Below are 25,122 nucleotides of genomic sequence, written 5' to 3'. Positions count from 1 at the left end.
TGCATCGACGGATCGACGGTAACCGGGCAACCATGCCGTCCCGTGAACAGCGGTTTAGCTGCGCCGGTCGGTTGACCGCCGGTTTCCTGAATGCGCCTGTCTCGACGTCATCCGCAGTTCACAGACCATTCCACCGGCGCCGTGGTTCTCCCCGTTCAGCCGCGCGGGCGGAGGATGAACACCGGGATCTCGCGCTCCGTCCAGGACTGGTAGGTGTCGAAATCGGCGTAGAGCTCGACCAGACGCGGCCACAGACGGGCGCGCTCGGTCGCGTCGGCGAGCTCCGCGCGCACCGGGCGGCGACGCGAGCCGATCTGGATGTGGATATCAGGATCGGCACGCAGGTTGTGGTACCACTGCGGATGGTTGGGCAGTCCGCCCTGGGAGGCGACGACCACGATATCGGCGCCGTCTTCGAGGTAGAGCAACGGCACCGTGAATATCCGCCCGGATTTGCGACCCTTGTGCTCGAGCAGCAGGGTCGCGACCGGTTTGCGGAATCCGGCCCCGATGCGCCAACGGCCGCCTATGCGGCCGCCCGTTCGGCGGAAGATCCACACCTGCACCCGGCCCGCGTATTTGATGATCTTCGGAACAAGGGGCGAGTCGAGTTGCCGTGGTCGCGGGGGCGGTGTTGCTGGCATGGGCGAATCCTCGCTGATCCGGTAGCTGGTCGTGGTCGAAGGGTATATCAGGCCAGCGCGACGCCGAGTTCGGCGGCGAAGACCTTGACCATGTGCTGTACGCCGATCTCGTTCCGGCCGATGATCATATGGTCGTGCTGCCCGTGACGCACCCCCTCACCGCACTGTGGCAGCATGGCGAAATCCTCGTCCCGGACCGCGGCGTGTACCTGGGCGTATATGCCGTCGTACACCGCGCGTTGCGCCTCGTCGGCGGCGGGAATCCGCGCCATCCAACTGTGGCGGACGGTGCAGCGGGTGGGCGACCCGGCGGGCAGCATGTCCAGGACTTCGACGCCGACCGGGCTGTTGGCGAGGATGAGATTGGGATAGATCCAGTAGATGACGCCCATGTTCATCATCGGATCCCAGGTGCCGGTCGGATCGGCCTCGAGTCCGGTGATCCAGGTGAACGGGAATCCCATGCGGTGATGACGGCCGAAGCCATCGTGCACCGAGGTGTTGGCGACGGTGTTCTGGCCGATCACGCTCTCCCCGTGCACGAACGGGAAGTGGTAGCCCTCCGCGAACGCCTCCAGCGCGCCCTTCCAGCTGACCTCGGATTCGAATTCGCGGTCGTCGTGATAGCCGTAGGAGGCGTAGTCCAGCTGCGCCAGTTCCTGTCCCATCGCCCCGAGATGATCGTCGACATCGATCTCCCCGTCGGCCGACAGCACCGCCCAGACGAATCCGTGCCGCTCCTGGGTGGGCAGTTCGACCAAGCCGTAGTCGCCGCGGGCCATGCCCTCGAAGCCCTCCTTGCCGGGTACGCCGACGAGTTCGCCGGTATTGCGGTAGGTCCAGGCGTGATAGGGGCAGGTGAAGCGGGTGGCGTTGCCCGAACCGCAGGCGGGCTTCGCGCCGCGGTGGCGGCAGTAGTTGAGCAGCACGTGCGCGCGACCGTCGCGGTCGCGGGTGACCAGCAGGGAGTCACCGAGGACGGTGCGCACCACGTAGTCATTCGGCGCGGGGATCTGCGCGCTGGGCACGATGGCCAGCGGTGTGCGGCGCAGGATCTGCGATTCCTCGATCTCGGTGATCTTGGGGTCGCGGTAGTAGTGCAGCGGCACCCGCAAGGTGGTGTCCGCCATGTCGGTGGTGTGGTCGAGGACGAGGCGCAGAGCGCGACGGGTGAGTTCGTCGGTCAATCCGTGGGTGTCGCCGGGGTGCTGGATGGTCATATCGACTCCTCTCACCGGTGACCATACACATGGATCAATTTGTATGGTCAATTTCCGGGAATCGCGGAACGGTAGTGTCGAACGACCAGCGATGCGAAGGAGGACCGGCGATGCGCACGCACGGATGGTCGGGTGCGGCGCCTGCCGACGACGCCGAGGCCGTCGCGCGGATCGTGGCCGCCGCCCGCACCGCGATCGAGCGCACCGGCGCGGATTTCACGATGGCCGAGATCGCGCGCGACCTCGGCGTCACCCGCCAAACCGTCTACCGCTACTTCCCCAACGCCGAAGCGCTGCTCACCGCCACCGCCATCGGCGAGGCACAGCGCTTCCTCGACGTACTCGCCGAACATCTGGCGCCGGTCACCGATCCCGCGCACGCGGTGGTCGAGGGCATCGCCTACACGCTGGAACGGCTCCCGCAGGACACCTATCTCGGAGTGATCCTGCGCCCGGGGCGGGCAGGACCTTCATCGGCGGGCGTCACCTCCGACACCGCACTGGCCTTCGGACGATCCATCCTGAGGCGCTTCGCCGTGGACTGGCGCGCCGCGGGCATAGACGACCTCGACGGACTGGTCGAACACATGCTGCGCATCGTCCAGTCCTTCGTCGTCGACCCGGGACGCCCGCCCCGCGACGGCGCGGCACTGCGCGCCTATCTGGAAACCTGGGTCGCCCCCGCGATTCGACAGCGCGCCTGTCCCCCTCCACTCGCCGGTTCGTCCCCTCCACGAACCGGCGAGTGATTCGCGAACGCGACCGATCTGATCGGAATACGGTCGCGCAGCGCGTCTTTCAGCAACGATCGACCGGCTACCTCGCGAAGGCCGGGATCGCGGAAACCAGGGTCAGGCAGTACCAGAGGGTGTAGAGCACATAGGTCAGGTGATCGGCCCGCGGTGAACGGCGCCGGAGCACCCGGATCGCGATCACCGCCAACCCGAGCGCGCCCACCGCGCCGAGCACGCGCGCGGCTGTCGGCGCATCGCCATACAGCAGCGCGTAGAGCGGGATCGGATAGCAGGCGAAGGCCACCGCGAGCACGACGCGGGCGCGGGTCTCGCCGAGCACCACGACCAGCGTCCGCCGACCGGCGGCGATATCGCCGTCGCGATCACGCAGATCCTGCACCGAGACCAGTCCGGCCAGCGGCACCGCGATGGCGAGAATCCAGACCCAGGTCCGCTCGGTCGGCTCGGTGATCATCTGCCAGGTGGCGGCGAGCTGGGCGACGACGCCCGCCACCATGGCGAGATTCTTCCCCCACCACAACCGCGCGCCGCCGAGATGATTGTGGAAGACCCAGGCCGCGACCCACAGCACCGTCCACTCCGGCACGCGCAGCACCGCGCCCAGCGCGAGGAAGGCCACCGTGGTGACCACCAGCCTGCGCCTGGCCTCGGCGACCGAGACCAGACCACTGACCAGCGGGCGCCCCGGCTTGTTGATCCGGTCCTCGTCGATGCCGGTGAGCTGGTTGGACAGGTCGAATGTGTAGATGTACAGCCAGAAGTAGGGCACGCAACGCAGCAGCACACCGACCGCCGCCTCGGCCGACAGCCCGGCCGAGGCGGCCGCCGCCAGCGCGAACACCGAGGCGGGCAGCACCGTCGCGGTGAGATCCGCGCGGGTGAACCACCAGCAGATACGCAGTTCCCGCGCCGCGACGGTGAGCGCGCGGGGCGGAGCGGCGGGCATATTCAGGTCGATGGCCATTCGAGAACTCCGCTACGTACGCGGGGTCTCGCGGTCGAGCGCGGTCCTCGCGGTCAGTCGCATGGGCAGGGCGCGCGGGGCGGGCAGCTCACGCAACGTGATCGTGAGCGGGCCGGCTTCCGTGGCGGTCAGCTGCCAGCGCGAGGCGATGGTGGCCAGGGCGATACCCGCCTCGACCAGGGCGAATCGGTCGCCGATACAGCGGCGCGCACCCGCGCCGAAAGGCAGATAGCCGGTGCGGTCGGGGGTGACGGCGAGCCACCGGTCGGGCACGAAATCGTGTGGACGCAGGTAGATGGAGGGATCGCGGTGCACGGTGTGCGGACTGACCGCGATGGTGGTGCCCGCGGGGATGGCGACTCCGCCGAGCGTGGTGTCGGCGGAGACCACACGGGTGAGCAGCCAGCCGGGCGGATACAGCCGCAATGTCTCGGTGAGCACCCGGTTCACCAGCGGCAGATCGACCAGATCGGCGGCGCGCGCGGCGCGGCCGGCCAGCACCGTATCGACCTCGGCGTGCACCGCCGCGGCGATATCGGGATGTCGGCCAAGCAAATACAACGACCAGGTCAGCGCGCCCGCCGTGGTCTCGGCGCCCGCGAGGAAGAAGGTGAAGACCTGATCGACGAGTTCGCGATCGGAGAGTTCGGCGTCGCAGGCCGAAGCGGCGGACGCGCCGACATCGCGGGCGGCCAGCAGCGCCGACAGCAGATCACCGCGATCGACGCTGGAGCGGCGGCGTTCGGCGATCATGTCCGCGGCGAGCCCGCGAATGCGCCGCCGTGCCGCGAAGAAGCGCCGATTGCCCGGTGTGGGCAGACGGTTCACGGCCGCGGGCAGCACGGTGCGCCGGAACAGGCCCTCGGCGATCACGCCGAGATCGTCGGAGGCCGATCCGATGGCGTGTTCGGACAGCGAGGCCGAGAACATCGTCCGCACCGCGGCATCGACGCCGAACTCGACCATCGCCGCGCTCAGGTCGACGACCGCGCCGTCGGTCCACCCCGCCAGTGCGCGCTGCACCGAACGCGACATGGTCTCGGCGTAACCGCGGACGCGGTCCTCGCGGAACGCGGGCTGACACAGCCGCCGCTGCCTGCGGTGCTGATGGTGCGGGCAGCTGCCGAGGCCGTTGCCCGCGACATCGCGCGAACGTTCGTAGAACGGGCCGCCCTTGTCGTAGGTCCGGTCGTCGAGCAGGACGCCGCGAATCAGTTCTCGATCGCCGACCACGACGATGGCGGTGGGCCCCAACTGGATTCGGCACAGTTTGCCGTACGCGGGCAGCGAGGAGACGAATCCGATCGGATCGTCGAGGAATGCGGGCGCGTGACCGACGAACGGCCTGCGTCCGGGCGCGAATGGGATGGCATCCAACTCCGACATGCCGTGCCGCCTCCCGCCGCCGCTACCGCGGCGCCATCGGGGCGCGCCCGGAACCGTCGTAGGTTTCGAGCGAACTCCGCATACCGTGGGCTGCCGCGCCACACCGGACAACCCCGTGAATTCCGGCGCGACGCGGCACCCCGGTTGCGGACCGGATCGGGAACGGCCGATGCCGGGCGCGCAGGTCGATGCGGCGCTCGGCGATTGCCGAGCTCAGCCTGGTTCCTGTCTTGCCTGTCATCCGCGTGCCCTCGATCAGCTATCGATTCGCCACTCTCAACCGCACGGTCCGGGCTATGGGACACCGCGCCGGAATCCCAATCGAGATGATAACAACATCCGAATGGGTAGCGCATCCCGAGATGATCGCGAGCATCCGTGCGGCGATCGCCGCGCGGCGCCGATCGCGGTGTCCCGGCTCGATGACAGCTACCGTGCAAGCACAACCGTCGGATACAGGACGCGGACGTCCGCAGATTGCGAAGGAACGGATGGGACGGCTCAGCAGAGCGCAACAGCAAGAGGTGACCCGGAGGAAAGTCCTGGACGCGGCCGAAGCCGAGTTCGTGCAGCGCGGATTCCGCGGCGCCACCGTGGACGCCATCGCCGAACGCGCCGAGCTGACCCGGGGCGCGGTCTACTCGAACTTCCCCGGCAAACGCGCGCTGTACCTGGAGGTGCTCGCCCGCGGCGCCGAACTCGCACCGCCGCCGCCCCCGCGCGAACCCGGCCGCACCCCGGCCGCCGCGCTCGGAGTCTTCGCCGCCACCTGGGCCGAACAGCTGCCCCGTTCCGCCGACTACGACTACGACTACGACGACGCACAGCTGAGTTCCCCCGTGATCAGCATCGACCTGATCCCGCAGATCCAGACCACGCCGCGGTTGCGCCGAGCCTTCTCGCAACTGGTCAAACTCGACGCCATATTGCTCGGACTGGCCGTCGAAGGCCTCGCGGAGGACGGCGCGACGACGCGGGCGCGCAGTATCGGCAATGCCGAATCGGTGCTGACCATTCTCTACGGGGCCACCCAACTCTCCTTCGCCGCGGCCGATTTCGTCGATCCCGGTCGGGTGGTCGCCCTGTGCGAACAGGTCGCCGCCCTCGATCCCGGACCCCGCGAGCCCGGCCGCGTGGCTGCGCCGCCGCCGCGGCCGGAGCGCTTCCACCCGCATTTCTCGCCCCCGGAGTGCACGGATATGGTGCGGCGGGCCGCCGCCCGATTCGACGACGACCGCATGATCGTGGTGCTCGGCATGCACCGGATCGCGACCGTGGAACATGTGCTTGCCGTCTGGCCGCGCGCGTCCGCGCTGACCGTCGTCCTGGTCACCGACGACAGTTCCGGTGAGCTGATCCCGCTGGCGCGGCTGGCGCTGGCCGACCTGAGCCGTTCGCTGCGCCACGCCTTCCCGCCCGCCGCACTGCCGCGCGTCGAGGTCGTGGTGGACGAGGACGGCGTACTCGCGGCGGCCTGCGGCGCCACGCCGGTGCACAATGACACCGAATACGCGCTGCTGCTCACCGACGGCACGCCGACGGCGCGTGCCGTCGGAACGGGCGCGGGCCGGGTACTCGCGGAACGGGCCGAGGTTGCGTCGCGGGCCGACCGATAGGACGTATGGGCGTCATCTGCTCGATCTGCCGGGCGGTGTGACCTGCCGCGGCGAGCATGTCGCGAGTGTTCTGCCGCTCTCGGTCGCGGATCTCGGCCAGACCGGCTGTCAAGCGGGCGTGGGTTTCGCGTAGCCGCTCGGCGTCGACGGTACGGCCCTGTCGCTGGGCTTCGGCGAGTTCGCGGACCTCGGCGGCGATGGCCTCGTGGAGGGCCTGCTGCGTCGCGGCCAGATCCTTGCTCCGACCCAGGGTGGCGGACATCTGTTCAAGCTGAGCCTTTTCGGTGCCATGCTCGAGCGCCAGCGGGATTTGAGCATCCCGGGCCGTGTGGGGCCGTTCGGGGGCTTGGGTGCGCTCTGGTCGGGCTTTCGCGGTGCCTTGGGCTCGTTGCTGGGCGCGCTGTAGTCGGGCAGTTCGGCCGACTTCGGGGATCTCGAGTTGTTCGCCTTCCTCGAGCTGGAATCCGCGTACCCAGATCTCGTGGGCGTCGGTCCGCGATATCACCTGGTGGACGAACCTGTCCGGGAAGTCACGTTTCAACGCATCGATGAGTTTGCGGGTCTCATCAGAAATTTCCTCGTTTTCGACAGATCGTAGAGTGTGCTGTTCGACCTCGCCGTTTTCGAGAAGTGCGCGAACGACTGTCAGTTGTTTTTCGTCTTTCTGCCCCTCGATTCTTCCTGACTTCTCTTCGATGGTATAGATGCGCCCTCGGTCGTCCTTTATCTTGTCGAACCTGATGCGCTGACCGACGGCAACGAATTTGCGAGATTGGCGGTTGTAGCCGTTCTCGCCGTCGCGAAAGAACTTGTACGCACCGTTCTCGAATACCCTTCCGCGCGTGTTGTTGTCGATGTTGTGGCGGTCTTTGTCGTACTCGTCGCGCACGAACCCCCCTCGAGCTACGGAAAGCTACCCTTACATCGAGGCATCCTCTCGACGTTTCTCTTCGTAATATTCTCGGTATTCTCGCAAGATGGCGACCAATTTGGAAAACATTCCGTCATGGCCAGATGAGCGGGTGATGATGCTTTGCATCAATCCGTATGCTGTTTCTACGTCTTCGTCGTGGTTGTCGAACAGCAACGCGGGGTTGACGTGATCGTAGAAGGAGTATTCGCGGCCGAAGTATTCTTCATCGATCCATTCCGCGCCCGCGTATTTGACGAAGCATTCACCCATGAAGCAGATGAATGCGTCTGCCATATCGGCGTTCTCGGGTGCCATCGCGGTAGCCATGTCGGGGAACAGTTCGGCCACGATCGGGTTGAGCCGCTTGACCTCCGGCGCGTCCAAGGCCCACGGCTCGGCTGGAATCTCTTGTAGTCCTGCGTGTTTCATGAACTTCCACACCTGGGCGGCGCGTCGTTCGGGGTCGACCCACTTGCCCCACTCGGTCTGCTCGACGGCAAAACCGAGGTCCAACTGTTCGTCGCTGCCCGCCATGCGCGTTCCTCTTCGTATCGGCCGGTGAGGTGTGCGATTCACAGGGTAGGCGCCGCGGCCCCCGGCGAATGGATCGTGAGCGCGGGACTCACCGAGGGACACCGCGGTTACCGCGCTGATACCGGAGGTAAGGGCCTGGCATCACCCTTGCGATCGGTTCGCGGCGGGACGCATGGCCGGTGCGGGTCGGTCGTGGTGCCTGGGATGAGACCGGCAGCGGGATGCGTTGACCAAGCTCGACCCGTCCGCGTCACAAGGGTGCGTCACGCCTGATCACGGTGTGTGGGTCGCGAGATCCCTGTTCGTCCGACATGCCCATCCCCAGCGCCTCCCTGCTCGCTCTCCACGTGGCGGCATGGGTCCTGGCCTGATGTGGACGATTGGGGAAAGCCGACTGTTGCAGGACGGCACCGATTGGGGCGGCTCAACTCGTTGTGGGGCAAGGCTCATGCGGCGGTACTTCAAGGTGACTACGCGCCGCACGACTGCTGATCGATGCGGGCCACAGAGAATCCGCCGCCACCGCGGGCGTCGGCAACCCGCCCACGGTGAGGGTGGTGGCCCAGTTCGACGGCCGGTTTGCGCAATTCGATCACCTGGACCTCCGAGGCCCTCCCCTCGACCCCCACGCGGCAGCGAGCAGCCGGGTGGACCGAGGCTGCCATACACCCGCGGTGATCACGACTAGCTTGCGGCTCATGCCTCGACTCGATTCGTTTCGGCGGCAGCGCGTTCTCGTGCCGGTTCGACCAGGTGGTGCGGGGCGTCCGGTCCTGCGGCGACCAGGGTGGGGTGGGTGGGCGGATCGCTGGGCACATGGGCCGGGCGGCGGGTCTCGAACTCCCGGCGCAATACCGGGACCACCTCGCGGCCGAGGATGTCGATCTGCTCGAGCACCACATCCAGTGGCAGGCCCGCGTGGTCCATCAGGAACAGTTGGCGTTGGTAGTCACCGGCGTAGTCGGCGAATCCGAGGGTCCGTTCGATGACCTGTTCGGGTGTGCCGACCGTGAGCGGGGTCAGTTCGGTGAATTCCTCCAGCGAGGGTCCGTGGCCGTAGACGGGCGCGTTGTCGAAGTACGGGCGGAAGAACCTCTTGGCCTCGGCTTCGGTCTCGGCCATGAAGACCTGTCCGCCGAGTCCGACGATGGCCTGGTCGGCCGCGCCGTGCCCGAAGTGCTCGAAGCGCTGCCGGTACAGCCGCACCATCTGCTCGGTGTGCTCCTTGTTCCAGAAGATGTTGTTGTGGAAGAAGCCGTCGCCGTAGTAGGCGGCCTGCTCGGCGATCTCCGGCGAGCGGATCGAGCCGTGCCAGACGAACGGCGGCGTGTTCTCCAGCGGGGCGGGCGTGGAGGCGTAGCCCTGCAAGGGAGTGCGGAACCGGCCCTCCCAGTCCACCCGCGGTTCCCGCCACAGCCTGCGCAGCAGGTGGTAGTTCTCCCCGGCCAGCGCGAGTCCGTCACGGATGTCCTTGCCGAACCACGGGTACACCGGGCCGGTGTTGCCCCGGCCGAGCATGAGATCGGTTCTGCCGCCGGACAGATGTTGCAGCATGGCGAAGTCCTCGGCGATCTTCACCGGGTCGCTCGTGGTGATCAGGGTGGTCGCGGTGGACAGGATCAGTCGTTCGGTGCGGGCCGCCAGATAGCCGAGCATGGTGGTCGGCGAGGACGGGACGAACGGCGGGTTGTGGTGCTCACCGGTGGCGAAGACGTCGAGACCGACCTCCTCGGCCTTCTCGCCGATGGCGATCATGGCCTTGATCCGCTCGGCCTCGCTCGGCGTCCGGCCGGTGACCGGGTCGGTGGTGACGTCACCGACGGTGAAGATTCCGAACTGCACGTGGCCCTCCTCGGGTCGACATCCAACGCTTTGTTGATATGGCAACCAAACTAACAGCACACTCCCGGCGGGTATTCCCGGCGTTCATCGCACCCGCAGCGCGGCCAGCCGCCAGCCGCCCGACTCGACCCGCACGATCCGCCCGGCCAGGGCGAAATGCCGTGCGCCACGGTCGTATCCGGCGCAGATCTCCACCGTGCGCCCGTCCACCGGGACGACGGTCACCCGACCGAGGGTCGCCGTGCCCAACTGCTGCCCCGGCGCCGCGCCCGAGGTCACCACCGTGCGCACCGCCGCGACCACGCGCGGATCGGTGAAGGCCGCCAGCTGCGCCGCCGGACGGCGGTGATCGAGCACCTCCAGCACGACCCGCAGCGCCCGTTCGGCGAATTCCCGGGCCGAACCGAGGACGCCACCGTCCACGACCGGTTCGACGCGCGCCGCCGATCCGCCCCCGCCGCACCGGATCCGGCGCGTCGGCGCGCGACCGCGCGACGCCGTCTGCGCGCGCACGTCTGTCCGACACATCCGCAATCCGGGTTCCGAGGCCGGGGCCGACGACAGCGCCCGATCACGTGCGATCCGATCCACCAACGCCTGCCCCCTTGATTTCCGAAGTCGTCGCGGTTCCACACGCTATCGAGAGATTGTGCCGCGGTGCGGGCGCGGCGCACGCGTAGCGCACTACCCGAAGATCACCGTGCGGATACCCGGTCTCGCACACACCGCGGCGTCGACACCTATCCTTCGGCGGCGCACCGGAGTCGGGCCCGAAATATGGCGGGCATCACATTCTGCGGTCGATCCGACGGAATCGGACGGTCCGACGACGGCGCGCCGAGGCCGGAATATTCCGGCTTGCCTTGACGTCGGGGTCAATGTCTAGCATCGCGAACGGCGGAAAGGATCTACATGCGGATCGGAGAACTGGCCCGGCGCGCGGCGACGACCACGCGCACGCTGCGGTACTACGAATCGCGCGGACTGCTCGGCGCGCACCGCGACGACAGCGGCTATCGCGTGTACGACGAGGCCGATGTGGTGGTCCTGCGCCAGATCAAGGCCCTACAGGACTGCGGCTTCGATCTCGAGGACATCCGCCCGTTCGTCGACTGTCTGCGCGCGGGTCATCCGACGGGCGATTCCTGTCCCGCCTCCTCGGAGGTCTATCGCCGCAAGTTGGCCGAAATCGATGCCAGGATGGCGCGATTGGCGGACGTGCGGGACTGGATACGCACCCGGCTCGGTGAACCGGCCGTCCTCACCGACGCATCGCGGCCGCCGCGCTGTGAACTCGCGGCGCGGCCGTTCCCCCGCACCGCGTGAGTGCACCCCGTGCGCGGGCCGCGGGGACGGCACGATACCTTATTGCGTGTGGTGACGAAGGATTCCGTACCGACGAAGGCAGGAGCACGACGAGCGGTCGACGGGGCGGCGGTTCCGTTCCGGGAAGCCACGGTGGCATGGGCCTTGGCCGCACACGCGGAGCTGGCCGAAACCGCCACCGCCTATGGACATTTCATCACCGTCAACGAACTCGCCGAACGCGTGCAGCAGACCTCGGGGGTGACCACCGACACCCCGACCAGGATGTGGATGGACGCCATCCTGCGCAAGGTCGCCAGGCGCTGCCACAACGCGGGCGAGCCGCCGCTGACGGCATTGTGCGTGCGCCAGAACCAGACCGTCGGCGACACCTACCGCTATGTCCTGGAATTGGCCGGACTGCCCGTTCCCGATGATCTGGAACTGCACGCCGCGTACGCACGCTGGCAGTGCTACCAGCATTTCGGCGCGGGTATGCCCGCGGATATCGGTATTCCGCCGCTGACCCCGAAGGTGGCGGCGCGCAGGCGGGCGGCGACCGCGAAGACGTCGGAACCGGCGGCGGGCGCGGTGCGCACGATGATCGAAACCGAGCCGGAGATCGAGGCGGAACCGCAGGTCCGAGCACGTGTCTGCGGCGAGTGCTTCATCCAGCTGCCCTCCAGCGGGGTCTGCCACTACTGCCGATGAAGGAATCCGACCGGCCGCCACGCCGAGCCGGTCGTTGCAATAGCGGCCGAGTTTTCCCAGGCTGACAGGTATGTCCGCACCGTGCCCGACCTGCTCTTGGCCATCACCGATGCGTGTGTCGTCCCACGGCTCGGTGCGGTATCTGCGTTGCGTGTGCGGCCAATGGCTGGCCGCCCATCGCGGCGGCGTCAGCCCGGTGAGCGGACTCGGCGCCTATACGCCCGCGGAGCATTTGGAACTGATACCGCTACCGGAGGAGTGAGGCGGGCGGGTCACCTGTTCGCGCCGTCGACGGCGGGAACCGAGCACAGGTCCTCGATGGAATCCAGCACCGGCGTCAGCGAATTCAGCGAGGTGCGCAGGCTGTCGAGCAGGATCGAGGCCCGGGTGCGGTTGACCGCGGCCGCGTCGAGGTCGCCGACGAGTTCGGCCAGATCGCCGAGCAGCGCGTCCATTGGACCGAATGTGGCCGCGCCGCTGTCGAATCCGATGAGCGTGCCCGAATACGGGGCCAGCGCGGCGTACACGTCCCGCGCCGCGCCTACCTCTCCCAGCGCGAGCGCCGCGTAACCGCGGAACGCGGTCATCACCTGCCGGTAGAACCCGGCGGGCGAGGACGGGTGTTCATGGAAGATCGCGCGCGCCCTTGCGGTCTGGCCGGCGTGCACGAGGGCGACGACATAGATCTGGGCGACCAGCTCCGGTTCCCGGACGTACCATCGCGCGCAACGGTTCACCAGCGCCGAGAGATCACCGCGCGCCCAGGCCAGGGTGAGCGCGCCGGTCATACGGACGGCCTCCTCGTTGGCGATGCCGGGGCGGATCATACGGGTGACGAAGTGCTGATACCGGTGTTCGGCGGCCGTCAGGTCGCCGCGCAGCACCGCGACCACCGCGGGGAAGGCCAGCAGGTGGTCCAGCGGCTGGCGGAATTCGGCGGCGATGGCGCATTCCAGCGCCCGCACGGCGTAACGGCCGGCCGCGGCGAGGTCCACGTCCTGACAGGCGGCACGGAAGCGCAGGAAGTGCGCCAGGGATTGGTAGTCCAGTGCCCGGGCCCCCCGCGCCGCCCGCATGAGCTCGTCGGCCGCCGGACGCCACTCTGTCGAGGCCGCCCCCGACAGGGTGAAGGCGACGGCGTTGAGCGCGGCGCAGAGCAGATCGCGGTCACCGGTCGGACCCGCCAGCTCGAGTGCGCGGCGGGCATGGCGGTGCATCCGGGCCGCGTCGGCGCCGACCTCGCTCTCGAAGACGAGGGTCACCAGTAGCCATGCCTGTTCGCGCGGCGGGTGCTCCTCCGCGACCGCCGCTTCCAGCGCGTCGTATACGCGGTCGCCACGCAGGGACCAGTCGCGAATGCCGCGCAGTACCGGTGCGCGCCAACAGGTCAGCGCTCGCGTCACCAGGTGCGGGTCCGACAGCGACTCGGCGACCTCCAGCGCGCGTTCGCGCACCGCGCGGGCCGAGCGGACGCAGCCGTCGTGCGCCAGGGAGTCGACGAAGGCGCACAGCGTGTCGAGCAGCGCCTCGCGATCGGCCCGCGGCGCGGAGCTCACGGTGTGGTCGGCGAGCTCGTGCAGACCCACCGCGGTGCGCCACCAGCGGGTGGCATCGCCGCGCATGCCGAGGTTGTCGCAGGTGCGTGCCGCGGCGGCGACCCGGGCCAGGGCGTACGCGGCGGTGGTGCGGGTGGCCCCGCGGGCCGCGTGGTGGGCCAGCGCGGTCACCTCGCACAGGTCCGCGCTGTCTCCCGAGGCCCGGCGCCGCATGAACTCCAGTGCGTTCCAATGCATTCGGCTGCGGCGCAGCGGTGCGATGCTGTCGTAGACGGCGTCTTGGACCAACGGGTGATCCGGCACGATCCGCCCGCGCGCGTCGAATACGAGCAGATCCGCGGCCGCGGCGGTGTCGATGAGATCGACCAGTTCCTCCTCGGCGACCCCCGACAGTTCGGCGAGGGTGTCCAGGTCGATCGCCTTGCCCCACACGGCGATATGTTGCAGCACCGTCAGCACTCCGGTGGGCAGCCGCTCGATTCGTTCGATCAGCACCGCGCGGATACTCTCCGGCAGCCCCCGCAGGTCACCGCCCGCGAGCAGCAGTTTCGACAGTTCCCGGATGAACAGCGGATTGCCGCCGGTCCGCCGGTGCAGTGTGTGCAGCGTCTCCTCGTCGAGGTCGGCGAGTCCGACCTGCCCGGCGACCTCGCGGGTGCCGTCCGCATCGAGTCCCGACAGCTGCACCCGCGCGGTGGCGTGCTCCACCAGCGCGGCCTCGGTGGCGCGCAGGGCGGGTGTCAGCTCCGAGCCGCGCACCGTCAGTACGATGAGCACCGGCTCGCGGTACAGCCAGGTCGCCATCTGACGCAGCACCTGGAGGGTGGCCGAATCGGCCCGGTGCGCGTCCTCGAGCACGATGGCGATCGGTGCGACCGCGGCGAGTTCGCGACAGCGCACGGTGACGGCCTGCACGATCGTGAACGGATCGACCGGGGCCGGACGCGCCTGCCCGGAATGCCGTGCGGCCGAAAGATCGTGCGTATCACCGAGTCCGGCGAGGATCTCGGTCCAGACCCAGGCGGGCGGTGCGCCGTCCACCTCGGGGCAGCATCCTGCCGCGGTGGTCCACCCGTCGGCCGCCAGGCCTTCCATCACGCCGGAGACGAGCGCAGTCTTGCCGGTGCCCGATTCCCCGACCAGCCAGATCACCCGCAGGCCACCCGCGCAGACCTCGGCGGCGGTGGCGCGAATGGCGCGACGCTGGGCGGGATAGAAGGTGGGCGCGGTCGCGACGGTGGTCCTTCCCGACCGCACACCGGATTCGACCTGCGGATTTCTGATTCGTACCGGCTCATTCGGCGCCGCGACCGCGATCCGGTCCTCCTCCAGCGACTGGTTCAGAATCGCCGATTCCAGTTCGCACAGGCGCTGCCCGGGATCGATCCCGAATTCCGACCGCAGATACTCGCGGGCGCGTCGCACGGTCGCCAACGCCTCGATCTGTTGTCCGAGTCGGTGTTGGGCCAATGCCAGCAATCGGGCGCTCTCTTCCCGCCCCGGATATTCCTCGACCTGCCGGCGCAATACCGCGACCACTTCCCCGATCCGGCCCAGTTCCAATGCGACTTCGGCCCGCATCTCGGTCGCGGTAATCCGCAAATCCGTCAACCTCGCCACCTCCGCGGTGGCCCATGACGCGCCCGCGAAGGATTCGAAGGCGTTGCCGCGCCAGCATTCCAGCGCGGCGTCCAGCATCCGGTACCGCTCACCCGCGTCGGGGCGTTCGGAAGCGCTGTGCACCTTTTGTTCGTACTCACGCAGCAACTGCTCGAAGCGCCATGCGTCCACACTCGCCGCATCCAGCCGAAGCGCGTATCCGCCCGCTTCCGAGACCAATATGCGCGCCGGCGTCCTCGGTCTTCGCTTGGGTTCCAATACCCGCCTTAGATTGTGAATTTGCACCTGGAGGACCGAGGATGCCTGCGCGGGCGGCGCGCCCTCCCACACATCCTCGGCCAGCCGGTCGACCGCTATCGACTTTCCACCGGCGAGGACCAGTCTTCCGAGTACCGCCTGCTGCCGTCCCGCGCCGATGTGGGCCGCGTGTCCATCCAGTGAGACTCGTAGCGGGCCGAACACTCGAACCTGTAGCTCCGTCATGGCACGACGCCTCTCCAGCTGCCCGATCATTGAAAAACTACCGTTTAGTCTGCATGATCTCCGTTAAATTACCGCCGGACTACCGAATTGACAAATGCTCCTCATCTAGATGTGTCGGCAACCACGTTGCTACACAACAACATCTGCGATTCGGATCCGAATCCCGACAAATCCTCGCAAGGCCCGTACCTGCCGCTTCGCCGGCTTCGGCTATGCGCCGGCCACTACTTGACACATCGCGTTTTCCACACGGCGCCGCGGCGATTTCCACCGATCGGGCAACCGCTCCCGAACCCGCCCGGCCGCACCCACACGGCGAAACGGATCGGTAGTACGACATCGCGTCGTGACATCCGGTGATACCCGGACACTCTCGGCAAAACTCCCACCGTCCACCCCGGCTCGCCGTTCTGCCACGGCAACGGCCGAAAGCCCCTCGGGCGCAACGCCGCGACGTGCGGTTCTGTTGTGCCGGTTCACGCATTCACCTCCGATACACACCGGAATGCCGATACTGTATTCAGGCACGCGGACGCCACGACCGCCCGAGGGAATCACGAAACGATATCGAATCACCGTGGAAGTCGGATGGAACCGGCGCGGAAGCGATGCGAAAGAACGGTCGCAAATAATCGCTCGCATCGCATTTCTTCGACAACAGGAGTACCCATGACGGATTCATCCGCCTCGCATACCGTCGCCGCGCCCGCCACCTCGGATCGTGCCACGATCCTGGCCGGTCTGCTCGGGCTGGCCGAGCAGACCGTCGCACTGACCGACCGCCTGCTCGCATGCGCTCCGCTGGTCGAATCCACTCACGGAGAACGGATTTCGAATGCCGTCGCGATCGACGGCGATGTGGGCGAGCCCGCGCACACCGGGATCTACCGCGATCGTGACGGCGACATATGGCACAAGACCAGCGCGGGCTGGCGACTGTGCCTGCAACGTGGGGTCGCGGTGGACAGCACCTCGGTGTGGGAGTGGCTCGACGGTCACGTCCGCGACTACGCACCGTTCGTTCGCCTAGCCCACACGTGACCGCCGACCGCGCCGACGCCGACGCCGACGGAAATCGTTCGGAATCGCGGCGAAAGCGCACTGTTCGACACTGATCCGGCGGGATCGGCGCTCGCCGATCCGTCGACCGCGACAGGAAGGGGCGAACATGGCACACGCACCGGACGACGCGCCCACCCCGAAGGTGAAGGGCGTACTGCGGCGACGCATCGCCGAGGGCACCTCCCTCGCCTCCGCGATACTGCTGCTCACCGCGGCCGTGCTGTCGTTCTTCGAAGGTCTGTCGGCCCTGTTCGACGACGGGATGTACCTCGTCGGAATCGAATACACCTACCGATTCGACACAACCTCGTGGGGCTGGATCCACATAGTCCTCGGACTCGTGCTTGCACTGTGCTCCGTCGGACTGCTGACCGGCACCCTGTGGGGGCGCTACGCCGCGATCTGTCTCGCGGCGCTGTCGATCGTGATGAACTTCCTGTCGCTGCCCTACTATCCGGCCTGGTCGATCCTGGTCATCGCCATGAACGTCATCGTCATCTGGGCGATCGCGACCTGGCGACCCGATCGCGCCATCGGATAGCGAAGCGGGCGGCGCAATCCCAGATCCGCCGCCCGCTTCGTCCGCGCGCGGAGCTCAGGCGGAATAGCGATAGAAGCCCTCGCCGGTGGCGATGCCGAGTTTGCCCTTGTCGATGTACTCGGTCTTGAGCCAGGCCGCGAGCTTCTCCGCGTCCTCGCCACCGTGCACGAGAATGTTGTACGGCGTGGTCAGGCCGATGACGTCGAGGATCTGGAACGGGCCCATCGGCGCGCCGGTCGCGATCCGCCAGGTCTTGTCGACGGCCTCGGGCTCGGCGTATCCGCCCGCGCTCAGCGCCATCGCGGAATTCAGGAACGGCACCAGCAGCGAATTGAGGACGTATCCGGCCTTCTCCTTGTGCAGTTCGATGGGCACCATGCCGATGGCCGAGGCGAAGTCGACCACCGCCGCGTACACCTTCGGATCGGTCTCCTCGGTGCCCATGACCTCGGCGGTATTGGACTTCCACACCTGATTCGCGAAATGCAGTGCGAGGAATCTATCCGGGCGACCGGTGGACTCGGCGATCGCGCTGGGCAGCAGGGTCGAGGAATTGGTCGCGAATATCGTGCGCGGCGGCGCGGCCTCGGCCAGCTTGCGGTAGGTGTCCTGCTTGATCGACAGCACCTCCGGCACCGCCTCGATGACCAGGTCGGCATCGCCCACGGCCGCGTTCAGGTCGGCGGTGAGCACGATGCCGTCGCGCACCGCGTCGGCCTTGCCGTCCGCGGCGCCCGGTACCTCCGCGCGATAGGTCCGCGCGAGTTTCGCGAACCGGTCGCGGGCCGCGGTCAGCGCGTCATCGCTGATGTCGTAGGCGGTGACCTCGAATCCGCTGAAGGCGGTCTGGAAGGCGATCTGGGAGCCGAGGACACCGGTGCCGAGGACGGCCACCTTGCGGATGTCGATACTCATGGGTCGTGGTTCCTTTCCGTGCGGGAATCCCGCGTCGTCGGCGGCGATTCACAGATCGCCGCGGGAGGTCGTGTGCGCGGCGCGCTCGCCCCCGCGTACGGGGTCGTGGCGGCGCGGAGACCCCCGGCGGGGCCGGACGATGTCACCGAACATCCCCGACCAGCGAGCGCCTCCGAGCGTCAGCGAGCAGAGCCCGGGTCGAGCGTACTCCCGGTCAACTCCGGTGCAATCCCGGCGGAACCGCGTCGGAACCGGCGCCGATGCGGGACGAATACCCGATTCCGCGGCTGTATCGAGACTTCGGCGCACCGGTCCACGGCCGCCGCCCGCGCTCGTCGCGAGGGATCGTTACCAAAACATGATCGCTGTCCGATAGCTGTGGCTCGGCTCACACGGTGACCGGCCGGCCTGCCTCGGCGTAGAACCGCAAGTGGGCTCGTGCGGCGCGATCCCAGTCGTATCCGCGGGCCACGATTCGACCGCGTCGGGTCCGCGCGGGGTCGGCGCGCAGGGCCCCCGCCAGCCGTGCGGCCATCTCGGCGTGGGTGTTCGCGTAGGTCACCGCCGTGCCGAACACCTCGCGCAGGACCGGCAGATCCCGCGCCGCCACGGGCACTCCGGCCGCCAGCGCCTCCAGCGCCGCCAACCCGAACCCCTCCCTGGTCGAAAAGAACGGCAGCACCGCCGCACCCGCCACGAGCGCGGGCAGTTCGTCGTGCGCGACGGCGCCGAGCACGGTCACCTCCACGCCGAGTTCGGCCGCGCGCGAATCGAATCGGGCGCGGTAGTCGCGGTAGTCGAACAGGGTCTCCCCGCCCGCGACGACCAGCCGCAGACCGGGTTCGTCCAGCAGCGCGAACGCCTCGAGCAGATCGATGCTGCCCTTGCGCGGTTCGATTCCGCCGACCGCGAGCACATAACGGCCGAGACGATCACGCCACCGCCGCCGCGCCCCTTCGCCCTCGGGTCCCGCGGCGCGGGCGAAGCGTTCGTATTCGACGCCGTTGGGGATGACGGTGGGCGCGAAACCCCAACGGGCGCGGACCGCTTCGGCTACCGACCGCGAGACGCAGATGCGCGCGTACGGTTTCACGATCGCCCGTTCGTGGCAGCGCGCCAGTTCCGGGGTGGTGAAGTCGTCGAGGTGGTGGATGGTGCGGACGCAGTGGTCGACCGCATTGGCGGTGATGCAGTCCTGCGCGTGCACGATGTCGTGGTCGCCGGGGCGGAATTCGGCGCGCATGGCCGCGATGGAGCGCATGATCCGCGCGCCGACCGATTCGTTGTCGACCGCCGCGAAGGGCACCACCTCGACCCGCACCGCCGGATCGACCGGGCGGAAGAACGCGGTGTCGCCGCCCCGTCCGAGGGTGACCACCGTGACCCGCGCGCCCGCCCTGGCCAGCGCCTCGGCCAGATTCAGGGTGTGCACCACGCCGCCGCGCGGTTTGGTCGAATAGGTCAGTAGTGCGATTCTCGTCATCGGCCCGCCTTGTCGCGCAACAGATTGTGATACGCCTCGGTGCGGCGTTCATCGAGGTGGCGCAGGACCCGCCGCGCGCGGTCCACCTCGGCCCCGATATCGATGTCGGCCACCGCGAGACCGCCCTTGGACCAGGTCTTGGCGAGGATGTCGCCGCCGGGCCCGACCACTTTGGCCTGTCCGAGGAAGCGCAGGGAGCCGGTGACACCGGTCTGATTGGAGGAGGCGAGCACCACCTGGTTCTCCGCGGCACGGGCCTGGTCGTACAGGTCGAACAGCCGTGACTGCCGGTCGTTCGGCATTCGGGAGGCGCGATCGGTGACGCTGGCGGGCCACGCCGACAGTGCCGCGATGGTGCGCGCGCCGTCCAGGGCGAGGGTGCGCGCGGCCTCGGGGAAGGTCTTGTCGTAGTCGATGAGCATGCCCAGGCGGCCGACCGGGGTGTCGAAGGCGGTGAAACGGTCCCCCGCCGCGTAGGCCAGATACTCGCCCGCGGGCTGGTGCACCTTGCGGTGACGGCCGAGGACTCCGTCACCGGTCAGGCAGACCGCGGCGTTGTAGCGGCGGGGTCCGTCCGCCTCGGCGTATCCGACGCAGACCGTCATGTTCCCGGCCATCCGGCACAGCATGCGGATCTCGGACCCGTCCGGGTCGATGGCCTCGGGCAGACTGGCCGGATCGGGATTGCGCAGATCGCCAAGATAGCCGCCGAGAGTCGCGTCCGGCAGGACGAGCAGATCCACCCCGTCGGCGGCGAGCCGTTCCAGTATGCCGGACAGTTTGTCCAGCGCGCGGCCGATATCGGCGCCGAAATGTCCGGCGACCGCGGCGATTCGGGTCAGAGCCATCCGCGTTCCCTTCTCAGGCGGCTGCGATTTCCTTGGCGCCGACCGCGATTCGCTCGCCCAGGTATTCGGCGTCGCGCGCGATGGCGGCGAAACGGCCCGATCCCCAGGTGTGCAACCAGGGCAGTCCGAGGAAATACAGCCCGGCGACGGTGGTGACGCCGCGGTTGTGGCAGGGATGTCCCGCGCCGTCGAAGACGCCGACCCGCAGCCACCGGTAATCGGTACGGAAGCCGACCGACCAGATGACGGTGGAGATCGCGGCCTCGGCCAGGTCGATGGCGGTCACCTCGCGTTCGGGCCGCCACACCGGTCGGTAGCGGGGTTCGGGCGGCGCCTCGATCCCCGAGCGGGCGATATAGGCGTCGATACTGTCCTTGATGCCCTCGGCGACGGCGTCGGCGGCGTCGAGCGAGCGTTCCAGGGTCGGGGCGAATCGCACTCGCGTGCCGTCGGCGTCAATCATTCGCCCGTACAGCGACATTCCCTCCAGGGCGAAGCGGCGCAGGTCGATATCGCGGCCGCCGTCGCGGCCGGTGACGTAGTGATTGGTGTTCTCGCGCTTGCCGAGTCCGCCGGGTTGCTGCTGGATGGGTATGTCGTAGTGACCCATATCGTGCAGCCATGCCACGCAGTCGCGGCCGCGGTAGAAGCGCGCCACCCGCGGCGCGTCACCGGCCGCGAGGTGCACGGCGCGGCCCTCGATGTGCAGGTCCTCGGCGATCTGCGCGCCGGACTGCCCGGTGCCGACCACGAGCACGCCGCCGTCGGGAAGAGCCGCGGCGCTGCGATATCGGGCGGAATGCAGCTGGGTCACGTCGGCGGGCAGCTTCTCGGCGAAGCGCGGGATCGTCGGAATGTGATAGCCGCCGACTGCGACCACCACCTGTTCGCAGTGCAGCGGCCCCGCGGTCGTGTCGACATCGAATCCGCCCTCGGGCGAACGGGTCACCGCGCACACCTCCACATGTTCGCGCACGGGCGCGCCGAAGGTGTCGGCGTAGCCGCGCACCCAGTCGTACACCTCGGCGCGGGACATGAAGCCGTCCGGGTCGGGTCCGGCGTAGGCGTATCCGGGCAGCGCGCATTGCCAGTTCGGCGTGACCAGTGTGAAATTGTCCCAGCGGGCATCGCGCCATTCGTGCGCGACGGTATCGCGTTCGAGGACGACGTGATCGATGCCGCGCGCGGTGAGATGCCAGCTCATCGACAGTCCGGCCTGGCCGCCGCCGATCACGACGACCTCTCGACGTTCCACGGCCGCATCGGAATTCGGGGCGGTCACCGGATGCTCCCGAGCGCGGGCACCCGAGCGGGGGTCTCCGGCCTGCCGACCACACCGTCGCACTGCACCACACGCCCGTACAGTTCGGGCCGCCGGTCGCGCAGGTTGTACATGCCGCCGCCGCGAGCCTGGGCCAAGGCGTGGTCGACATCCACTGTGGCGGTGGCTAATCCGGGCTCGATACCGGTGTCGGCCAGTATCTCGCCGCCCGGTCCGACGATTTTCGCGCTGCACACGAATCGCAGCGACCCGAAGGAACCCGCCTGGTTCGAGGCCACCCACACCACCTGGTTCTCCAACGCGCGGGCACGGTCGTAGATGTCGAAGCGCTGCTTCCAGCGGTCCTCCTCCATGCGTTCGACGGTGGCGGTGCGCGCGGTGGGCCACGCCGACAGCGAGGTGATGATCTGCGCGCCGTCCAGCGCGAGACTGCGCGCGGCCTCCGGGAACGCCTTGTCGTAGCAGATCTGCATACCCATCCGGCCGATCGGCGTATCGAAGGCCCGATACGCCGAACCTGCCGCGTAGCACAGGTTTTCGCCGAGCGGCTGGTGAACCTTGCGGTAGGAGCCGAGGATGCCGTCACCGCTGAGGGTGACCGCGGCGTTGTAGCGGGTCTCGCCGTCGGCCTCGCAGAAGCCGAGGGTGACCACGAGATCACCCGCCATCGACATGACGCGGCGCAGTTCGGGTCCGTCGAGGTCGAGCGCGGGCGGCAGGCTGCGCAACCTGCGCCGCTTGGCCTCCTCGCTCTCCTCGCCCCCGCCGAGGCTGGGCAGATAGCCGCCAAGGCACGCCTCGGGCAGTACCAGCAGCGCGCTGCCGCGGTCGCGGGCGCGTGCCATCAACGCCTCGACCGTGCGGTAGCAGGTATCCATGTCGCGGCCGAATTCCGCGGCGGCGACGGATATCGTGAGCTCGCTCATGATTCTCCCAATCCGGTGACGGCGCCGGGCACCGCGACCGTTGTCGTCCCGTCGGGCCAGCGCAGGCCGACCCCCGGTGTCGAAGTGAGTGCTCCGCAGGTCGCGGAGGTGGCCGGTCCGGCCGCGGCGGCGGACGCGCCCGGCCGGTCGGCGGTGATCATCGCGAAGCCGGGGAAACAGGTGAGCCAGTCGCCCACCGTGGCGCCGGAGGGACGCGGAATCCGCGCCACTTCCAGTTCCGCCCCGACTCCGCTCGCTTCGGCGAGCATGCCCGCCGTGCCCGCGAGTCCGGCCATGCTGACGTCCTTGGCCGCGCGCGGCGCGGTGCGCGCCACGAACCCCCCGAGTTCGCGCAGCTCCGAACCGCTGCGATGGGAGGACGAATCCCATTGCCGCCCGGCATATCCCGGACGCCACCCACCGCCGAGGTCGGCGGTGAGGCGCAGCTCGTCACCGACCTGCCCGCCGCCGCCCGGCACCGGCCGCGCGGTGCGGCCGAGCGCGGTGACCGACAGCGCGGCTTGCACCCCGAGCTGGGTGTGCCCGCCGAGCACCGGAACGTCCCAGGTCTCGGCGGCGCGGGCCAGACCGCGCAGCACCCGGGTCAGCAGGGAGCGGGTCGGCGCGCCCACCGCGTCGAGCAGGCCCACCGGATGCGCGCCCATGGCGGACAGATCGTTGAGATTGACCAGCGCCGCGCACCATCCGGCCCACTCGGGATCGCGTTCGACCATCGAGGGAATGATGGCGTCGCAGGCGGCGACCAGATCGCTGCCGGGCACCGGCGCGCCGTCGTCGCCACGGAAACCTTTGCCGCCCAATGCCGAATCGTGTCCCCGCAATGGCGCCAGCGCTTCGGACAGGACGGCCTTGGTGGCCTCGACCAGTCGGCCGATCCGGTCGATCGGCCAGCGCATCCGACGGTGTTCGACACCGCCGAATACGCACGCTCCCAGGTCTGTCCAGCCGAGCCTGCCGAACATCGGGGCGTATCTGGCCTGCACCGTCGCCTCGAAGCGCAGCACGTTCTCGGTCTCCGCGAAGGCACAGGCGGCGCGGACCAGCGCCTGCCCGACCCCGCGGGTGCGGCCCCCGCAGTCCACGACGAGTCGGCTGCCGGTCCACCAGCCGAGATCGGGCTCGGTCGCGGGCGCCAGGCGCACCCCGCCGAGCAGGTCGCCCTCGGGGGTGACGGCGACCAGCACGCGAGCGCGCGGGTCGTCGTCGATGTCGTCGAGATCGGAGCCCGCGAACAGGCCCTGTCGGAGGACGAAGTTCTCGCGGCGCAGCGCCCGGTACCGGGTCAGCAGCCGCGTGTCGGCGACCCGGATGAGGAATCCCGATCCCGGTGCGGCCGGATACGGGTGACCGGCGAGCACGCAGTAGTCCAGCGATGCCTCGGGCGCGGAAGCCGAATGGTCGGCCCAGGTCGCGGCGGGCGCGTGGCGACGCATGTCAGCCTCCCGCCGTGCGCAGGACGCTGCACGCCCCGCAGGCCGCGCAGCCCGCCTTCTGGTCCGCGCCGAGCATGCCCGCGCGACGCAGTTCCCGCGCCACCCGGCGGCTGACATCGGCCAGCAGATCGGCGGGCGGGGCCTCGGCGCGGTCGACATCGACGGCGAGGGTGCCCGCGAGCGGGCGAAACGGCACAACGAACGGGTACACGCCCATCTCGATGAGTTCGATCGCGCCCGCGACCAGCTCCTCCGGGTCCTCGCCGAGTCCGACGAGCAGGTAGGTCGAGACCTGGTTGCGGCCGAATACGCGCACCGCCTCGGCCCACGCCGCGCGGTATTCGCCCAGCGGGACCGTCGCCTTGCCCGGCATCCACCGCGCCCGCACCCGGTCGTCGAGCGACTCGACGTGGATGCCGATGGAATCCGCGCCCGCCGAGCGCAATTCGGAGATCGTGCGCAGATCCCCGGGTGGTTCGCACTGTACCTGGACGGGCAGTCCCGGTACCGCGGCCTTGACGGCGCGCACGCATCGGGCAAGATGACGCGCACCGCGGTCGGCGGCCGCGGAGGTGCCGGTGGTCATGACCATCTGCCGCACTCCGTCGAGCGCCACCGCGGCCGCGGCGACCTCGGCGAGCTGATCGGGGCGTTTGACGGCGATGGTGCTGCCCGCGCGCAGGGACGCCTCGATGGAACAGAACCGGCAGCGCTGCTCCTCGCCGTAGCGGATACAGGTCTGCACCACGGTGGTGGCCAGCACGTCGGCGCCGTGCAGTTTCGCGATCTTGTCGTAGGCGATGCCGTCGGCGGTGCTCAGGTCATAGAAGCGCGGTCGGCGCACGGGCCGCACCGTGACCCCGGCGTCGGCGCCGTCGAACAGCAGCCGGTCGGCGCGGATCTCGTACGGACTGTCGGAGCGGATGGGGATGGCAACGCCGTCACCCCCGATCAGGACATGACCGTCATCGCTCGGTCCGGCTCCGTAGCGGCGCTGCACCGGCACCTCGACGCGAATTCCGAGTAGCGCCAGATCTACTCGTGTGGACAGGTCGGTCATGG

General features: G+C 68.7%; 23 protein-coding genes. 7 read left to right on the top strand and 16 right to left on the bottom strand.

From position 1 onward, the window contains the following. Positions 1-155: 155 nt before the first annotated feature. Complete coding sequence (locus APZ21_RS00620) at positions 156-644, bottom strand: nitroreductase family deazaflavin-dependent oxidoreductase (RefSeq protein ID WP_054811226.1); 489 nt, start codon at positions 642-644, stop codon at positions 156-158. Positions 645-691: 47 nt separating this feature from the next. Continuing rightward, positions 692-1,864 carry an aromatic ring-hydroxylating oxygenase subunit alpha gene (locus APZ21_RS00615; RefSeq protein ID WP_054811225.1) on the bottom strand — a complete coding sequence of 391 codons (1,173 nt, stop codon included), beginning with the start codon at positions 1,862-1,864 and terminating at the stop codon, positions 692-694. A 110-nt stretch (positions 1,865-1,974) separates the two neighbouring features. Here APZ21_RS00615 and APZ21_RS00610 point away from each other — a divergent pair, with 110 nt between their 5' ends. Beyond that, positions 1,975-2,613, top strand: a complete 639-nt coding sequence (locus APZ21_RS00610; RefSeq protein ID WP_054811224.1) for a TetR/AcrR family transcriptional regulator — start codon at positions 1,975-1,977, stop codon at positions 2,611-2,613. A gap of 67 nt (positions 2,614-2,680) precedes the next feature. On the opposite strand, the gene APZ21_RS00605 is transcribed toward APZ21_RS00610, so the two are convergent. Then, positions 2,681-3,583 carry a UbiA family prenyltransferase gene (locus APZ21_RS00605; RefSeq protein ID WP_054811223.1) on the bottom strand — a complete coding sequence of 301 codons (903 nt, stop codon included), beginning with the start codon at positions 3,581-3,583 and terminating at the stop codon, positions 2,681-2,683. A 12-nt stretch (positions 3,584-3,595) separates the two neighbouring features. Next, entirely contained in the window at positions 3,596-4,969 is a 1,374-nt protein-coding gene (locus tag APZ21_RS00600; RefSeq protein ID WP_054811222.1) for a cytochrome P450, read from the bottom strand. A 491-nt stretch (positions 4,970-5,460) separates the two neighbouring features. Here APZ21_RS00600 and APZ21_RS00590 point away from each other — a divergent pair, with 491 nt between their 5' ends. Then, positions 5,461-6,585, top strand: coding sequence for a TetR/AcrR family transcriptional regulator (locus tag APZ21_RS00590; protein ID WP_082392716.1), 1,125 nt, complete (start codon positions 5,461-5,463; stop codon positions 6,583-6,585). Here the strand turns inward: APZ21_RS00590 and APZ21_RS32565 are convergent. The 4 genes from APZ21_RS32565 to APZ21_RS00570 all read right to left on the bottom strand — a co-directional run bounded on the left by APZ21_RS32565 (position 6,491) and on the right by APZ21_RS00570 (position 10,402). Then, the gene (locus tag APZ21_RS32565; RefSeq protein WP_082392708.1) at positions 6,491-7,474 is read right to left on the bottom strand and encodes a hypothetical protein; all 984 of its coding nucleotides are present in this window, start codon (positions 7,472-7,474) and stop codon (positions 6,491-6,493) included. The two genes, APZ21_RS00590 and APZ21_RS32565, sit on opposite strands and share 95 nt — an antisense overlap. A 30-nt stretch (positions 7,475-7,504) precedes the next feature. Continuing rightward, positions 7,505-8,032, bottom strand: coding sequence for a hypothetical protein (locus tag APZ21_RS00580; protein WP_054811218.1), 528 nt, complete (start codon positions 8,030-8,032; stop codon positions 7,505-7,507). 696 nt (positions 8,033-8,728) lie between these two features. Further along, a complete protein-coding gene (locus APZ21_RS00575) occupies positions 8,729-9,874 on the bottom strand; it encodes an LLM class flavin-dependent oxidoreductase (RefSeq protein WP_054811217.1) in 1,146 nt (381 codons plus the stop codon). Between the two features lie 84 nt (positions 9,875-9,958). Further along, entirely contained in the window at positions 9,959-10,402 is a 444-nt protein-coding gene (locus APZ21_RS00570; RefSeq protein ID WP_156370519.1) for an Rv3235 family protein, read from the bottom strand. 384 nt (positions 10,403-10,786) lie between these two features. On the opposite strand from APZ21_RS00570, the gene APZ21_RS00565 reads away from it, so the two are divergent. The 3 genes from APZ21_RS00565 (at position 10,787) to APZ21_RS00555 (ending at position 12,152) form a co-directional block, all read left to right on the top strand. Continuing rightward, positions 10,787-11,200, top strand: coding sequence for a MerR family transcriptional regulator (locus tag APZ21_RS00565; protein ID WP_054811215.1), 414 nt, complete (start codon positions 10,787-10,789; stop codon positions 11,198-11,200). Positions 11,201-11,332: 132 nt separating this feature from the next. Beyond that, positions 11,333-11,890 (top strand): hypothetical protein, encoded by a 558-nt coding sequence (locus APZ21_RS00560; RefSeq protein ID WP_054811214.1) that lies wholly within the window; start codon positions 11,333-11,335, stop codon positions 11,888-11,890. Between the two features lie 109 nt (positions 11,891-11,999). Next, positions 12,000-12,152 carry a hypothetical protein gene (locus APZ21_RS00555; RefSeq protein ID WP_162240285.1) on the top strand — a complete coding sequence of 51 codons (153 nt, stop codon included), beginning with the start codon at positions 12,000-12,002 and terminating at the stop codon, positions 12,150-12,152. 10 nt (positions 12,153-12,162) lie between these two features. Here the strand turns inward: APZ21_RS00555 and APZ21_RS00550 are convergent, their stop codons facing one another. After that, complete coding sequence (locus APZ21_RS00550; protein WP_162240287.1) at positions 12,163-15,549, bottom strand: ATP-binding protein; 3,387 nt, start codon at positions 15,547-15,549, stop codon at positions 12,163-12,165. A 669-nt stretch (positions 15,550-16,218) separates the two neighbouring features. On the opposite strand from APZ21_RS00550, the gene APZ21_RS00545 reads away from it, so the two are divergent. Both APZ21_RS00545 and APZ21_RS00540 read left to right on the top strand, forming a co-directional pair. After that, the gene (locus APZ21_RS00545; RefSeq protein ID WP_054811211.1) at positions 16,219-16,590 is read left to right on the top strand and encodes a hypothetical protein; all 372 of its coding nucleotides are present in this window, start codon (positions 16,219-16,221) and stop codon (positions 16,588-16,590) included. A 127-nt stretch (positions 16,591-16,717) separates the two neighbouring features. Further along, positions 16,718-17,152, top strand: a complete 435-nt coding sequence (locus tag APZ21_RS00540) for a DUF7144 family membrane protein (protein ID WP_054811210.1) — start codon at positions 16,718-16,720, stop codon at positions 17,150-17,152. Positions 17,153-17,206: 54 nt separating this feature from the next. Here APZ21_RS00540 and APZ21_RS00535 read toward each other — a convergent pair whose 3' ends face one another. The 7 genes from APZ21_RS00535 to APZ21_RS00505 form a co-directional block, all read right to left on the bottom strand. Beyond that, complete coding sequence (locus tag APZ21_RS00535) at positions 17,207-18,067, bottom strand: 3-hydroxyacyl-CoA dehydrogenase (RefSeq protein WP_054811209.1); 861 nt, start codon at positions 18,065-18,067, stop codon at positions 17,207-17,209. A gap of 388 nt (positions 18,068-18,455) precedes the next feature. Then, entirely contained in the window at positions 18,456-19,550 is a 1,095-nt protein-coding gene (locus tag APZ21_RS00530; protein ID WP_054811208.1) for an MSMEG_0565 family glycosyltransferase, read from the bottom strand. After that, positions 19,547-20,398 carry a carbon-nitrogen hydrolase family protein gene (locus tag APZ21_RS00525; RefSeq protein ID WP_054811207.1) on the bottom strand — a complete coding sequence of 284 codons (852 nt, stop codon included), beginning with the start codon at positions 20,396-20,398 and terminating at the stop codon, positions 19,547-19,549. The genes APZ21_RS00530 and APZ21_RS00525 overlap by 4 nt, the downstream gene beginning before the upstream one ends. Positions 20,399-20,411: 13 nt before the next feature. Continuing rightward, positions 20,412-21,680 carry an MSMEG_0569 family flavin-dependent oxidoreductase gene (locus APZ21_RS00520; RefSeq protein WP_082392706.1) on the bottom strand — a complete coding sequence of 423 codons (1,269 nt, stop codon included), beginning with the start codon at positions 21,678-21,680 and terminating at the stop codon, positions 20,412-20,414. Then, positions 21,677-22,606 carry a carbon-nitrogen hydrolase family protein gene (locus tag APZ21_RS00515; protein ID WP_054811206.1) on the bottom strand — a complete coding sequence of 310 codons (930 nt, stop codon included), beginning with the start codon at positions 22,604-22,606 and terminating at the stop codon, positions 21,677-21,679. Before APZ21_RS00515 ends, APZ21_RS00520 begins: the two co-directional genes overlap by 4 nt. After that, a complete protein-coding gene (locus APZ21_RS00510; protein WP_082392705.1) occupies positions 22,603-24,060 on the bottom strand; it encodes an MSMEG_0567/sll0787 family protein in 1,458 nt (485 codons plus the stop codon). The genes APZ21_RS00515 and APZ21_RS00510 overlap by 4 nt, the downstream gene beginning before the upstream one ends. A 1-nt stretch (position 24,061) precedes the next feature. Then, the gene (locus APZ21_RS00505) at positions 24,062-25,120 is read right to left on the bottom strand and encodes an MSMEG_0568 family radical SAM protein (RefSeq protein ID WP_054811205.1); all 1,059 of its coding nucleotides are present in this window, start codon (positions 25,118-25,120) and stop codon (positions 24,062-24,064) included. Positions 25,121-25,122: the final 2 nt, after the last annotated feature.

Origin of the sequence: Nocardia arizonensis (genome assembly GCF_001310275.1) — a bacterium.
GTDB lineage: Bacteria > Actinomycetota > Actinomycetes > Mycobacteriales > Mycobacteriaceae > Nocardia > Nocardia arizonensis.
This window is presented reverse-complemented; position numbering and strand designations above follow the sequence as displayed.